11 protein-coding genes are annotated in these 14707 nt (G+C 68.3%); 3 read left to right on the top strand and 8 right to left on the bottom strand.

What is annotated here, in order from left to right; all coding sequences use genetic code 11:
* Window positions 1-42: 42 nt before the first annotated feature.
* Complete coding sequence (locus tag CGK74_RS05530; RefSeq protein ID WP_094267508.1) at window positions 43-2058, top strand: sensor domain-containing diguanylate cyclase; 2016 nt, start codon at window positions 43-45, stop codon at window positions 2056-2058.
* 18 nt (window positions 2059-2076) lie between these two features.
* Here the strand turns inward: CGK74_RS05530 and gltX are convergent, their stop codons facing one another.
* The 4 genes from gltX to CGK74_RS05510 form a co-directional block, all read right to left on the bottom strand.
* On the bottom strand, window positions 2077-3489 hold the full coding sequence (gltX, locus tag CGK74_RS05525; RefSeq protein WP_094267507.1) for a glutamate--tRNA ligase: 1413 nt from the start codon (window positions 3487-3489) through the stop codon (window positions 2077-2079).
* A 78-nt stretch (window positions 3490-3567) separates the two neighbouring features.
* Complete coding sequence (locus CGK74_RS05520) at window positions 3568-4362, bottom strand: ABC transporter ATP-binding protein (protein WP_094267506.1); 795 nt, start codon at window positions 4360-4362, stop codon at window positions 3568-3570.
* 1 nt (window position 4363) lies between these two features.
* Window positions 4364-5254, bottom strand: a complete 891-nt coding sequence (locus CGK74_RS05515; RefSeq protein WP_094267505.1) for an ABC transporter permease — start codon at window positions 5252-5254, stop codon at window positions 4364-4366.
* A 99-nt stretch (window positions 5255-5353) separates the two neighbouring features.
* Complete coding sequence (locus tag CGK74_RS05510; RefSeq protein WP_094267504.1) at window positions 5354-6325, bottom strand: ABC transporter substrate-binding protein; 972 nt, start codon at window positions 6323-6325, stop codon at window positions 5354-5356.
* 201 nt (window positions 6326-6526) lie between these two features.
* Between CGK74_RS05510 and CGK74_RS05505 the strand changes: the two genes are divergently transcribed.
* Window positions 6527-9733, top strand: a complete 3207-nt coding sequence (locus CGK74_RS05505; protein WP_094267503.1) for an error-prone DNA polymerase — start codon at window positions 6527-6529, stop codon at window positions 9731-9733.
* A 19-nt stretch (window positions 9734-9752) separates the two neighbouring features.
* Here the strand turns inward: CGK74_RS05505 and CGK74_RS05500 are convergent, their stop codons facing one another.
* The 4 genes from CGK74_RS05500 to CGK74_RS05485 form a co-directional block, all read right to left on the bottom strand.
* Window positions 9753-10427 (bottom strand): ABC-type transport auxiliary lipoprotein family protein, encoded by a 675-nt coding sequence (locus CGK74_RS05500; protein ID WP_094267502.1) that lies wholly within the window; start codon window positions 10425-10427, stop codon window positions 9753-9755.
* On the bottom strand, window positions 10424-11368 hold the full coding sequence (locus CGK74_RS05495; protein ID WP_094267501.1) for an MlaD family protein: 945 nt from the start codon (window positions 11366-11368) through the stop codon (window positions 10424-10426). The genes CGK74_RS05500 and CGK74_RS05495 overlap by 4 nt, the downstream gene beginning before the upstream one ends.
* An 86-nt stretch (window positions 11369-11454) precedes the next feature.
* Window positions 11455-12270, bottom strand: a complete 816-nt coding sequence (locus tag CGK74_RS05490; protein WP_094267500.1) for an ABC transporter ATP-binding protein — start codon at window positions 12268-12270, stop codon at window positions 11455-11457.
* Window positions 12267-13406, bottom strand: coding sequence for an ABC transporter permease (locus CGK74_RS05485; RefSeq protein ID WP_094267499.1), 1140 nt, complete (start codon window positions 13404-13406; stop codon window positions 12267-12269). Before CGK74_RS05485 ends, CGK74_RS05490 begins: the two co-directional genes overlap by 4 nt.
* A gap of 228 nt (window positions 13407-13634) precedes the next feature.
* On the opposite strand from CGK74_RS05485, the gene CGK74_RS05480 reads away from it, so the two are divergent.
* On the top strand, window positions 13635-14702 hold the full coding sequence (locus CGK74_RS05480) for an HlyD family secretion protein (protein WP_094267498.1): 1068 nt from the start codon (window positions 13635-13637) through the stop codon (window positions 14700-14702).
* Window positions 14703-14707: the final 5 nt, after the last annotated feature.

Here is a 14707-nt window from a genome sequence, read left to right as displayed (position 1 = left end):
AATGAACTTATAGCAGGCCAATGATCGAAAACGGTTAGCCACGTGATCACCTATCGACGGATCCTCGCACTCGTCAGCCTCATCACGGGCCTGATCTTCATTTCGGCAACCGCCTACTTCATTCGCCAGGACGAACGTCAGCATGCCCATGAACGGAACGGCGAACTTCTCGCGCTGCGGGTGACCTACGAGGTTCATCTCGCCGAGCTGGAGCACAATCTCATCAATCTTGCGCAGATGCTGGCGAGCGAGCCGGAGGTCATCCGGCTCATGTCGAGTGCTGCCCAGCTGCCGCGCGGCGTCGATGGCTCGATCAACCAGGACGCCCTGGACAGCCTGCGCGACGGCCTTCGCACTGTCATCGACCCGCAGTGGCAGGTCATGCAGGACCAACTCGGCATCCGCCAGTTGCAGCTCACAACACCCGACCTCATATCGCTGTTGCGACAGCACGCACCCGATGAGCATGGCGATTCGCTCGAGCGTGTGCGTCCGATGCTCGAGGCCGCACGCCGCGACCGCGTGGCCCATAGCGGTTTCGAAATCGGCCGCGCCTTCGCCGGACTGCGCGGCGTCGTACCCGTCCTGGCCCAGCAGCCGAATTCCACACCGCAGCTCGTCGGCCTGATCGAGATCGGCGCCCTCCTCGACGGCCACATCGCACGCCTGACGAACTCGACCGGCGTTGGCTACGGCGTGCTGCTGAACCCGGCGGCCGTGTCGCCCACGATGTGGCAGGCGTTCCAGCCGCCAACATCGAACGGCGACCACAGTTGCTGCTTCCTGCTTGCCACCTCCCGTCACGAGTTGCGCTACTGGGTCGGTAGTGGACAACTGCACCCGGTGAACGCTCCCTATCGCATCGAACGCCTGCATGCAGATGGGCGGGACTTCGACCTGCTTCGCTTCCCGCTGCACGACTTCCTGGGGCAAACCGTGGCCTCGCGCCCGCCGGTAGGCGCGCTGGCGGTCTGGCGCGACGTCACGCCCGCACTTCAGGCACAGCAGGCCGCACGCACCGAGAAGATCGTTTCGGGCCTGCTCGGCTTCCTGCTGGTTCAGGGTCTCATCCTCGGCGTCGCCCGCCTTTCACGGCGCGAATGGCAGGCCCAGCTTGCGGCACAGACCCGCGAGGTCTCGACGCTGGCGCAACGCAATGAGGTGCTGTTGATGGCCGCCGAAGAAGGAATCTTCGGCATCGACCTGGAAGGGCGCACGCGCTTCATCAACACGTCTGCGCTGCGCATGCTCGGCTTTCGCCAGGACGAGATAGAAGGTGAGCGTCAGCACCTGCTGTTCCACCACTCGCACCATGACGGCCAGCCCTACCCGGAAGCGGATTGCCCAATCGCCAAGACGCTGAAGGATGGCGTGGTCCGCAGGCAGGAAGACTGGTTCACCCGCCGCGACGGGCGCGGCTTCCCGGTGGAGCTGACCTGCGCACCGCTGATCGAGGATGGGCGCCTGAATGGCGCGGTCGTCGTGTTCCACGACATCAGTGACAACAAGCAGCGCGAGGAAGCGCTGATCGCACTCGCCAACACCGATGCGCTGACCGGCGTCGCCAACCGTCGCCACTTCCTTGAGCGCCTGCAGGCGGAACTGGGCCGCGTCGGCCGCCATGCGACACAGGCCTCACTGCTGATGATCGATCTCGACCACTTCAAGCGCGTGAACGATACCTACGGGCACGCCACCGGCGATGAGGTGCTGCGCAACCTCGCCGCTCTGGCGCGGCAGACGCTGCGCCAGTCCGACGTGATCGGACGGGTCGGGGGTGAGGAGTTCGCCGCACTGCTGCCGGATGACGATGCGGCGAGCGCCGTACAGACCGCCGAACGCCTGCGCAAGGCCCTCGAGACGCATCCGGTGATTACGGCGGACGGCGTGCAGGTCATGGTCACCGCAAGCATCGGCGTCACCCGCCTTCGCGCCACGGACCAGAAACCCGAAGCCCCGCTGGGCCGTGCGGACGAGGCGCTCTACCTGGCGAAGAACCAGGGGCGGAACCGTGTCGTGCTCCACCCCGGCGATCAAACCACTCAAGACTCGGACTGAACCGCGCCGCCGCGACGCTCAGATGTGGCGGTCAAGCCGCTGCAGCACGCGCTCGCGCCCGAGCACCTCGAGCACCGCATCGATCGACGGCGTCTGCGGCACGCCCAGCACCGCCACGCGCAGCGGAATGGCGACCTGTGGCATCTTCAGGCCATGCTCGGCCATGGTGTCCTTGATCGCCTGCGACAGTGCTGCCTTGTTCCATTCGGCGCCAGCGAGGCGCGCGCGCAGGCTGGCGAGCGCCGCCTTCGCCACATCGGTCAGGTGCTGGCCGATCACTTCCGGCGCGGGATGCACGTCGGCCACGAACAGCTCCACCGAATCGGCCAGTTCGTTCAGGTTGGCGACACGGTCCTTGTACAGCGCCACCACCGCCTCCAGCGTCACGCCAGTCTCGGGATTCACCTGGCGGCGGGCCAGGCGGTTGGCGACCTGCGCAGCGAGGAAGGCATCGTCCGCCTTCTTGATGTACTGGGCGTTGAGCCAGTTGAGCTTCTCGGTGTTGAACTGCGCGGCCGAGGGCGTGATGTGGTCGAGGTCGAACCATTCGACGAACTGTCCGCGGCTGAAGACCTCGTCGTCGCCATGGCTCCAGCCCAGGCGCGCCAGGTAGTTGATGACCGCGTCCGGCAGGTAACCGTCGTCGTCGTACTGCATCACGCTCACCGCGCCGTGGCGCTTGGAGAGCTTGGTGCCGTCGTCGCCGAGGATCATCGACAGGTGGGCGTACAGCGGCACCTCGGCGCCGAGCGCACGCAGCACATTGATCTGGCGCGGGGTGTTGTTCACATGATCGTCGCCGCGGATGACGTGGGTGATGCCCATGTCCCAGTCGTCCACCACCACGCAGAAGTTGTAGGTCGGCGTGCCGTCGGCGCGGGCGATGATGAAGTCGTCCAGTTCGGCGTTGCCGATCTCGATGCGGCCCTTCACCAGGTCGTCCCAGGCCACGACGCCTTCGGTCGGGTTACGGAAGCGCACCACTGGCTGCACGCCTTCGGGCGGTTGCGGCAGGGCCTTGCCCGCCTCGGGACGCCAGCGGCCGTCATAACGCGGCTTCTCGCCGCGGGCGCGCTGCTCCTCGCGGATGCGGTCGAGCTCTTCCGAGGACATGTAGCAGTGGTACGCGGTGCCGGCGGCCAGCATCTGCTGGATGACGTCCTTGTACCGATCCATGCGCTGCATCTGGTAGAACGGGCCCTCGTCATGCTCGAGACCCAGCCAGTTCATGCCGTCAAGAATGGCCTGCACCGCCTCGGGGGTGGAGCGGGCGACATCGGTGTCCTCGATGCGCAGGATGAACTTGCCGCCATGGCGACGGGCAAAGGCCCACGAGAACAGCGCAGTACGGGCGCCGCCGATGTGCAGGTAGCCGGTGGGGCTGGGCGCGAAGCGAGTGCGGACGGGACGGGAGGCGGGAGACTGGGACATGATGGAATTCGTTGGTGACGCTCGGGCGAAGCGCGGATTCTAAGGGATTGTAAAAGAAGCTGACGGGGGCACCGGCACTCAGCTCAGCAGCAACGCATCGTCGTCGACTTCCTCGCCGCGCACCTTCTCGAACATGTCGAGCAGGTGATGCACGTCGAGACCTTCGCGCTCCGGGCCGGAAACGTCGAGCACGACCCGGCCTTGGTGCAGCATCACGGTGCGCTGGCCAACGTCGAGCGCCTGGCGCATGGAGTGCGTCACCATCATGGTCGTGAGCTTGTGCTCGGCGACGATGCGCACGGTGAGCTCCAGCACGAAGGCCGCGGTGCGCGGATCGAGCGCTGCGGTGTGCTCGTCCAGCAGCAGCAGGCGCGATGGTTGCAGCGCGGCCATCAGCAGGCTCACCGCCTGGCGCTGGCCACCCGAAAGCAGGCCGATGCGGTCGGACAGGCGGTTCTCAAGACCAAGGCCGAGCGTGGCGAGCTGGGCGCGGAATTCCTCGCGCAGCGCGGGCTTGACCGCGAAGGAGAAGCCGCGACGCTGGCCGCGCATCTTCGCCAGCGCCATGTTCTCCTCGATCGTCAGATCCTCGCAGGTGCCGGCGAGCGGATCCTGGAACACCCGCGCCACATGGCGCGCCCGCCCCCACACCGGCTGGCGGGTCATGTCGATGCCGTCGATCTCGATCGTCCCGCTGTCGACCCGCTGCTCGCCGGATACCGCATTGAGGAAAGTCGACTTGCCGGCGCCGTTGGAGCCGATCACGGTAACGAACTGCCCGGTCGGGATCTCGAGCGACATCCCGCGCAGGGCCTGGGTCTCGATTGGCGTGCCGGGGTTGAAGGTCAGACGCAGGTCGGTAGCCTTGAGCATGTCAGCTCCCCTTCTTTCCGGACCAGTGCTGGCGCAGCTTGGGCACCACCAGGGCCACGGTGACCAGCAGCGCGGTCACGAGGTTGAGGTCCTGCGCTTGCAGGCCGATGAAATCAGAATTGAGCGCCAGCGCGATGAAGAAGCGATACACGATGGCACCGACGATCACCGCGATCGTCGCCAGGTAGAGCTTGCGCGAGGGCAGCAGGCTCTCGCCGACGATCACCGCCGCCAGGCCGATGACGATGGTGCCCACGCCCATCGAGATGTCCGCCCCGCCCTGGGTCTGCGCAAACAGCGCGCCGGCCAGGCCCACCAGCGCGTTCGACAGCGCCATGCCGGCCAGCACCGCCAGCCCGGTGTTGACACCCTGCGCGCGCGCCATGCGTGCGTTGGAGCCGGTCGCCCGGATCGCCAGGCCGCTCTGGGTGGCGAAGTAGGCATCGAGCATCAGCTTCACCGCCAGCACGACGAACACCAGCAGCAGCGGGCGGAACACGTAATCCACCAGCGCCTCGGGCTGCAGCACGTTGAACACCGTCGGTTCCATGATCAGCGGCACATTGGGCTTGCCCATGATGCGCAGGTTGATCGAGTACAGCGCGATCATCATCAGGATGCTGGCAAGCAGGTCCATGATCTTGAGGCGCACGTTGAGCCAGCCGGTGATCAGCCCCGCGACCGCGCCGGCGATGGTCGCCACGATGGTCGAGGTGAAGGGATCGTAGCCGGCTGCGATCATGGTCGCGGCGACGGCGCCGCCGAGCGGGAAGCTGCCATCGACGGTCAAGTCTGGAAAGCGCAGCAGGCGGAAGGAGATGTACACGCCGAGGGCGACGAGGCTGAAGATCAGACCGATCTCCAGCGCCCCGAGCAAGGTGTAGAGGGACATGGGAAATACCGTTGGAGAGAAGGCGCTGCGGGCGCTCCGAAGGGAGCACCCGCCGCAGCCGGCACCGGCCGACTGCGTACGGGTCCGGCCGGACCGTTGTTACTGGACGACCTTGGAGGCGTCCTTGACGAGGTCGTCGGCCAGCGTGATGCCCTGCTTCTGTGCCGCGGCGGGGTTCACGTGCAGTTCGAGCTTGTTGCTGGTCTCGGAAGCGATGGTGCCCGGCTTCTCGCCCTTGAGGATGCGCGCCACCATCTGGCCGGTCTGCAGGCCGAGCGCCTTGTAGTCCATGCCATAGGCTGCCACCGCGCCACGCGCGACGCTGTCGGTATCGGCCGCCACCAGCGGAATCTTGGCATCCATGCCGACCTTGACCAGCGCCTCATAGGCCGACACCACGTTGTTGTCGGTGCTGGTGTAGAACACGTCCACCTTGCCGATCAGGCTGCGGGCCGCCGAACCGACGTCGACCGAACGCGGCGCGGCCGCCTCGACCAGGCTCATGCCTTGCTCGGGCAGCAGCTTCCGCATCTGTTCCAGCACCACGACCGAGTTGGCCTCGCCCGGATTGAACACCATGCCGACGCGCTTGGCGTTGGGCGCCACGCGCTTGATCAGCTCGATCTGCTTGCCGAGTTCGAGCGCATCGGACACGCCGGTGATGTTCGTGCCCGAGGCGGCCATCGAGGGCACCAGCTTGGCCACCACCGGATCGGTCACCGCCGAATACACCAGCGGGATGTCCTTGGTCGCCGCGGCCACGGCCTGGGCCGAGGGCGTGGCGATGGCAACGATCACGTCAGCCTTGTCGCCGACGAACTTGCGCGCGATCTGCGCCGCGGTGCCGGTGTTGCCCTGCGCGCTCTGGTATTGCCACTTCAGGTTCTTGCCTTCCTCGAAGCCGGCCGCGGCCAGACCTTCCTTGACACCGTCACGTACGGCATCCAGCGCCGGGTGCTCGACGATCGCGGTGATCGCGACGGATTTCTGCTGTGCATGGACCGGGGCCGCCATCGCGAAAGCCAGCGCCATCGCACCGAACAGGACCTTGCGGGACTTGATGAAGGGCATTCAGGACTCCTCTGCGGCCATCTCGGCCAGGAAGGTTGGACAGGGTTCGCGCCGCTGTGGCGGAGCGAAGCTGCGAAGTCTACCGGTCATCAATGATTTAGGCGACTGTGGTGGACCCGAAGTCGGAAGCTGCACCAGCGGACGAAGCGAAATCCGGAAACCGGCATTGCCTCAATGACTGTATTTTCTTACAGTTGCCACATGGCGAACGAACATGCCGAACTCCACTGCCTGAGCAACTTCAGCTTCCAGCGCGGCGCCTCGCACCCCGAGGAACTGGTCGCGCAGGCGGCGGCGTTCGGCTATGCGGCCATCGCCCTCACCGACGAGTGCTCGCTGGCCGGCATCGTGCGCGCCCATCGCGCGCTGAAGGCACTGCCCGAAGCCAGCCGCCCGAAGCTGGTCATCGGCAGCGAGCTGCATCTGGCCGACGGCCCCTGCATCGTGCTGCTGGTGACCAACCGCGCCGGCTACGGCCAGCTGTCGCGCCTCATCACCCGCGCCCGGCGCGCGGCCGACAAGGGGCAGTACCGGCTCACTCGGGCGATGCTCGACGGCGCCTGCCCCGACTGCCTTGCCCTGCTCGTGCCACCACCGGACTTCCCGCCGCTGAAGGACGGCGAAGAAGGCCGTCTTGCACTGGAGGCCGACGCCGCCTGGCTGGCACAACACTTTCCCGGCCGCGCGTGGATCACGGTGACAACGCAGCTCGACGGCCGCGATCGTGCCCGCATCACCTTGCTGCGTCGCATCGCCCGAGGCGCCGGCATCCCCGCCGTGGCTGCCAGCGGCGCGCTGATGCACGACGCCGCGCGCCGCCCGCTGGCCGACGTGATGACAGCGCTGCGCCTGCACTGCAGCGTGGCCGAGGCGGGCCTGGCGCTCGCCCCCAATGCCGAACGCCGGCTGCACGACCGCGACACCCTCGCCCGCCGCTATCCACCCGCCCTGCTCGCCGAAACCCTGGCCATCGCCGCCCGTTGCAGCTTCAGCCTCGACGAGTTGCGCTACGAGTACCCGGCCGAGCTCGTACCCGAAGGCGAAACGCCGGCTCGCTGGCTGCGCCGCCTGGTGGAGGACGGCCTGGCCTGGCGCTACGCGGAACAGGCAGACCCAGCCGTGCCGCCGTCGGTCCGCGCCCAGATCGAACACGAACTGACGCTGATCGCCGAACTCGGCTACGAGCCCTACTTCCTCACCGTGCACGACATCGTCCGCTTCGCCCGCAGCCAGGGCATCCTGTGCCAGGGCCGCGGCTCGGCGGCCAACTCGGCCGTGTGCTGGGCGCTGGGCATCACCGAGGTCGACCCAACCCTGGGCATCATGCTGGTCGAGCGCTTCATCTCGCGCGAGCGCAACGAGCCGCCCGACATCGACGTCGACTTCGAGCATGAGCGCCGCGAGGAAGTCATCCAGTACATCTACCGCAAGTACGGTCGCGACCGCGCCGCGCTGGCTGCCACCGTCATCAGCTACCGCGCCCGCAGCGCGCTGCGCGACGTCGGCCGCGCGCTCGGCCTGGGCGAAACGCAGATCGAACGCCTGACGCGCGAGCACCACTGGTTCGACGGCCGCCGCATCCTGCCCGAGCGCCTGGCCGAAGCCGGGCTCGACCCCGCCAGCCCGGTCACACGGCGCCTGGTCGCGCTCACCGAGGAACTCATCGGCTTTCCGCGCCACCTGTCACAGCACGTCGGCGGCTTCGTCATCGCCCGCGGCCGGCTCGACGAACTGGTGCCGGTCGAGAACGCCGCCATGCCCGAGCGCACCGTGATCCAGTGGGACAAGGACGACCTCGACGCCGTCGGCCTGATGAAGATCGACGTGCTCGCGCTCGGCATGCTGTCGGCGCTGCGCCGCGGGCTGGCGCTGGTGTCGGGCTGGCGCGGACAGCCATTGACGCTGGCGAGCATTCCGCGCGAACGGCCCGAGGTGTATGAAATGCTGTCGTGCGCCGATTCGGTCGGTGTGTTCCAGGTCGAATCGCGCGCGCAGATGACCATGCTGCCGCGCCTCAAGCCGCGCCGCTTCTACGACCTGGTGGTGGAGGTCGCCATCGTGCGCCCCGGTCCGATCCAGGGCGGCATGGTCCATCCCTACCTGCACGCGCGCGAACGCGCGGCGCGGCACGAAGACCCGATGGACGGCCTGCGCGCAGAGATCCGGGGCGTGCTGGCGCGCACGCTGGGTGTGCCGATCTTCCAGGAACAGGTGATGCAGCTCGCGGTGGTGGCTGCCGGCTTCACCGGCGGCGAGGCCGACCAGTTGCGGCGTGCGATGGGCGCCTGGCGACGCAAGGGCGAACTCGAGCGCTACCGCGACAAGCTGCTGCAGGGCCTGGCCGACAATGGCTACGACGCCAATTTCGCCCAGCGCCTGTGCCAGCAGATCGAGGGCTTCGGCAGCTACGGCTTTCCCGAATCCCACGCCGCCAGCTTCGCGCTGCTGGTCTATGCCTCGGCCTGGCTGAAGTGCTTCGAACCCGCCGCCTTCCTCGCCGCGCTGCTCAACAGTCAGCCGATGGGCTTCTACTCGCCTTCGCAGCTGATCCAGAACGCACGCCGGCACGGCGTGGAAGTGCGCCCGGCGGACGTCACCACCAGTGACTGGGACTGCACGCTGGAGCCGGCAGACTTGGAGATCGCAGGCCCAACGGCGCCCGTCCAGGCGGATGCGGGCACCACAGCTTCCGCTGCCCCGCAGCCCGCCGTGCGCCTCGGCCTATGCATGATCCACGGCCTGGGGCGCGATGCTGCGACCCGCATCGTCGCGGCCCGCCGCTCGCACGCCTTCGCTGACGTGCAGGACCTCGCCGCCCGCGCCCGGCTCGATGCCGGCGCGCTGCGCGCGCTCGCCGCCGCTGGCGCACTCGCCACGCTGGCCGGCCATCGCCGGCAGGCGCTATGGCAGGCCAGCGGTGCCGTCCCCCTGCCCGGCGTGCTGGCCAACGCCCCGGGTGGTGATGCGGCCGTCAGCCTCGCCGCCCCGGCCGAGACCGAGGACCTGCTCGCCGACTATGCCCGCCTCGGTTTCACGCTGGGGCGCCATCCGCTCTGCTTCGTGCGCGATCAGCTCGCGCGGCTGCGCTTTCTCACCGCGACCGACATCGCCCGCGCGCCCGACCGCATGCTCGCCCGCGGCGCCGGCCTGGTCACCTGCCGCCAGCGCCCGGGCACCGCCAAGGGCACGCTGTTCGTCACGCTGGAGGACGAGACCGGCCTCACCAACGTCATCGTCCGCCCCGAGCTGTTCGAGCAGCAGCGCCGCATCCTGCTCGGCGCGCGGCTGATGGGCGTGTTCGGCCAGATCAGCCGCCAGGGGCGGGTCGTGCATCTGGTGGCGAGCCGGGTGGTGGACCACTCCGAACTGCTGGGCGCGCTGCAGGCCAGGAGCCGCGACTTTCACTGAGCACGCCCGGCGCGTGACTTCAGTCGGCGCAGGCCCTCGGCAGGCAGCGCGCGACCTCATCGGCCGCCCACGCTACCAGCGCGTCCGCCACCGCCGTCGATGCCTCGCCAAAGCCCGCCACCACCTGCGGCACCTCCACGCCCACCGGACGCTGGCGCGCCTCGAACAGCCGCGACGCGACGATCCGGCGCCCGTCGCGCCGCACCAGGCGCGCGTCCAGCCGCACGACCACCTCGGGCGCACCATCGCGGTACTCACTGTGGAAGGCCAGCAGCTCGCTGGCGATCTCGTAGTCCGCCTGCAGCCGCTGTTCATCGCTGCTCAGGGCCGAGATGCGAGCGTCGCTGCGGAAAGCCGCGACGATGCGATCGCGCAGCAAGACCGGCACGGGTTCGCTCCAGTTCGCGCCCTTGTACACGCTGACGCGATTGTGCTCGGGCACGACGAGGATGCGCTGGCCGGACAACTGCGTGCCGGCCACCGGGCGGGACACCCGCAGCGCCACGGGCAAGGCCGACTCCCCCTGCCCTTGCGCCACAGTGCGACTCACCGGCGCCCCCGGCAGCAGATAGGTGTCGACCGGCTCGGGCCGTGGCAGCACCGAGCAGGCCGCGGCCAGCGCGATGACGGCAACGAGACCGGCGCGCACCGCGATCCGGCTCAAGGGCGAAACATCGGCTTTGCGGACGCTCATGGCGTGAACTCCTTCACCGGCTCGAGGCCGAGCAGATAATCCGTCGGTCGGTTTTCCAGCTGACGCGTGATCGCGCGTAGCGAGGCCAGCGTGTCGCGCAGCTCGGCCAGTGCCGGGCCGAGTTCGGCAACACCGCGCACGCCACTGTCGAGCGCGCCGCGGTTGTCGCTGACCAGCGCATCCACCGTCAGCATGGCGCGCTCGAACGCCGCCATCGACTGTTGCGCGCTCTTCAGTGTCTGCGCGCCATGCACGTCCACCAGCCGGTTGGCTGCGCCGACGAGCTTCGTCGCCTCGACCAGCGCGGCGTTGGCCTGCCCGCTGGCGCGCGCCAGCTCGCGCAGGGCCAGCGAGATCTCCTCGCGCTCGGCGGCAATCGTGCCGGTCGCCTGTTCCAGGTTGCGCAGGGTGCGGCCGATGCTGTCGACGTTGTCGGCCGAGAACAGCTCGCGCGCCTGGATCAGCAGTTCGTTCACGTTCAGCACCACGTCCTCGCCGTCAGCCAGCAGCTTGGTCAGCGGCGAAGGCGTGGCGATGATGACCGGCACTTCGTCTCCCGATGCGGCGGCCAGCGGCGGGCTCGCCATGTTCTCGCCGCTGCTCAGGCGGATGATCGACATGCCGGTGATGCCCGCCGGCACCAGCCGGGCCTGAGTGTCGGTGCGCACCGGTGCGGCGCTGTCGACGCGCACGCGGGCGATGACCCGGCGCGGGTCCTGCGGATCGAGCCGCAGGCTGGAGACGTCGCCGATCTTGATGCCGTTGAACTCCACCGTGCTGCCCTTGGACAGGCCACTGACCGCCTCCTGAAATACGATGTCGTAGGTCTGGAACTGCTTGTCGGCGTCGGCCTTGCCGAGCCACAGCGCGAACAGCAACGCCGCGCCGACCACCAGCACGGTGAAGAAGCCGATCAGCACGTGATGGGCACGCGTTTCCATGTCAGGCCTCCCGCCCGATCGCCCCAAGGGCGGCCCGCGCCTCCTTGGTGAACAGCGAGCGCAATGTGTGTGGGGATCGTTTCATCTCAGGTTTGCTCCGGTGTGGATTCGGGTTCGCAGCCGCTCGCCTGCGCTGCGTCCGCAGCGGCGCGGCCGCGCGGCCCGTGAAAGTATTCGCGGATCCACGCATCGTCAGTGGCGGCCACCGCCGCGAGCGTGTCGTTGATCAGCACCTTCTTCTGCGCCAGCACGGCGATGCGGTCAGTGATCGTGTAGATGGTGTCGAGATCGTGGGTGACGATGAACACCGTCAGCCCGAGCGCGTCGCGCAGAGTGAGTATCAGCTGGTCGAACGCCGCCGCGCCGATCGGGTCGAGGCCGGCGGTGGGCTCGTCGAGGAACAGGATGTCCGGGTCGAGCGCCAGGGCGCGCGCCAGCGCCGCGCGCTTGACCATGCCGCCCGACAGGTCCGACGGATACTTGCCGCCGGCATTGGCCGGCAGACCGGCCAGCGCGATCTTGAGCCGCGCCAGCCGCGCGGCGTCGTCTCCCTTCAGCCCGGCATGCTCGATCAGCGGTAGCGCCACGTTCTCGGCCACCGTCAGCGACGAGAACAGCGCCCCCTTCTGAAACAGCACACCGAAGCGACGCTCAACCGCGCTGCGGCGCGCGGGTGGCAGCGTCAGCAGGTCCTCGCCGAACACGCTGACCGTGCCCGCTACCGGCCGGTTGAGGCCGACGATGGTGCGCAGCAGGACCGACTTGCCGGTACCCGACCCGCCCACCACGCTCAGGATCTCGCCGCGGCGCACGTCAAGGTCCAGTCCGTCATGCACCACCTGGGCGCCGAACTGGTTGCGCACACCGCGCACCTCGATGATGTTCTCGCCAGGGCGTTTCACCAGCCCATCTCCATGCAGAACAGTGCCGCCACCGCATCGACCACGATCACCGTGAAGATCGACTGCACCACCGCCGAGGTCGTGTGCTCGCCCACCGACTGCGCGCTGCCGCTGACGCGAAAGCCCTCGAGGCAGCCGATGATGCCGATGAGGAAGGCGAAGATCGGCGCCTTGACCATGCCGACGAGGAAATGCGTGATGCCGACGTTGTTCTCCACCACCGACAGGAACATCACCGGCGAGATGTCGAGCTTGGCCGCACACACCAGCATGCCGCCGACGATGCCGGAGATCATCGCGACGAAGGTGAGCATCGGCAGCGCGATCAGCAGTGCCGCCACCCGCGGCAGCACCAGCAGCTCGACCGGGTCGAGCCCGAGCACGCGGATCGCATCCACCTCCTCGTTGGCGCGCATCGAGCCGATCTGCGCGGTGAAGGAGCTCGCGGTGCGGCCGGCGACGATGATCGCGGTCAGCAGCACGCCGAACTCACGCAGGAAGGAATAGGCCACCAGGTCGACGGTGAAGATGCTGGCGCCGAACTCCGCCAGCACCGTGGCACCGAGAAAAGCCACCACCGCACCGACCAGGAAGGTCAGCAACGCGACGATGGGCACGGCATCCAGCGCCGTGCGCTCGAGGTTGGCGACCAGCGAGGTCATGCGCCAGCGTCGCGGCCGCAGCAGCACAGCGAAGGCCGTCTGCAGCGTGATGCCGATGAAGCCGGCGATATCCACGACATGGCGCCAGAACACCACCGTCGTGCGGCCGACATGCTCGAGCACGTCGCCCAGCGCGTAGCCCCGACGCAGGGGCGCAGCGGGTTCGCTCGCGAGGGCATCCGCCACGGCCTTCAGCAGCGCGCGCCGTTCAGCGCCCAGCGGACTCGCATCGCCGGCCAGGTGCGCGAGGTGCGTGGCGCCCAGCAGATCGTGCAGCAAGGCCACGCCGGCGGTGTCGAGCGCGCCCAACGCGGCGACCTCGACCCGCGTGCCAGGCTCGACCTGCGACCGCAAGGCCGCAACGCGCGACGCGAGTGCGCCATAGTGCGCGATCGTCCAGTCGCCGCTCAGCGCCAGGCGGCTCTCGCCTGCGCTGCGGGACAACACGACCGTGCCTTCGCCTGCGCTCGTCATCGCGCTCCGCACTCCCTGTTGCCCAGCCTTGTGTTCATCGAAACCCTCACCAATTCGTCATCACCCGCAGATTGTCACACCGCATGCACCGTCAAGCGGACCAATTAAAGTGCAGTGCAACAATTCTTGCTAGAGTGTCATCACCGTCACGCGCGCCGCGCCCCGTCTGCAGCGGCCCGACGACCCGGCCACGGCTATGCGCCGCGGCCCACAGACCGGAAAGATGCCATGAAAACCGAAAACAAACGCAAGGCGGCATGGACCCTCGCCGCGGGTCTTGCCCTCGTCGCCATCGTCGCGTGGTCGTTCCTGCGCCCGCAGGACGAGGACGGCAACGTCATCCGCGGCAATGGCCGCATCGAAGCCACCGAGGTCGATGTGGCGGCAAAGGCAGCCGGCCGCGTGCAGGACATCCTTGTCAATGAAGGCGACTTCGTGCAGGCAGGCGACATCGTGGCCCGCATGGACGCGAAGGCGCTCGAGGCCCAACTCGCCCAGGCCCGCGCCGAGGTCGCCAATGCCATGAGTGCGCGCGAAACCGCACTCGCCCAGGTCGCCCAGCGCAAGGCCGACGTCGCGATGGCCGAGGCGGTGCTGGTGCAGCGCCGCTCCGAACTCGACATCGCGCGCAAGACCAGCGCTCGCTCGCAGGCCCTGCGCGCCGATCGCGCCATCTCCGAGCAGGTGGCCGACGACAACGCCGCGCGCGTGCGCAACGCCGAGGCCAACATCAGCGTGGCCCACGCCCAGATCGCCGCCGCGCAGGCCGGTGTACGCGCGGCCGACGCCCAGGTGGCGCAAGCCAGCGCCGCCATCGAGGCGGCGAAGGCGGTCGTCGCCCGCCTGGAAACCGAGATCGAGGACAGCGTGCTGAAGGCGCCGCGCAGCGGCCGCGTGCAGTACCGTGTGGTGCAGCCGGGCGAGGTGATCGCCGGCGGCGGCAAGGTCGTCAGTCTGGTCGATGTCGGCGACGTGTACATGACCTTCTTCCTGCCCGAGATGGCCGCCGGACGGGTGGCAATGGGCAGCGAGGCGCGCATCGTGCTCGATGCCGCCCAGCACTACGTGATTCCCGCGAACGTATCCTACGTCGCCAGCGTCGCCCAGTTCACGCCGAAAACGGTCGAGACCCAGAGCGAGCGCCAGAAGATGGTGTTCCGCGTCAAGGCGCGCGTCGATCCCGAGTTGCTGGCCAAGTACTCCGAGCAGGTCAAGACCGGCCTGCCCGGCGTCGCCCACGTGCGCCTGAACGACACCCAGCCCTGGCCCGACGTGCTGCAGGTGAAGCTGCCGTGACCTCC

The sequence above is a fragment of the Thauera propionica genome, from assembly GCF_002245655.1.
Classification (GTDB): domain Bacteria; phylum Pseudomonadota; class Gammaproteobacteria; order Burkholderiales; family Rhodocyclaceae; genus Thauera; species Thauera propionica.
Note: the sequence above shows the minus strand (reverse complement) of the source record. Positions and strands in the feature narration are given on the sequence as shown.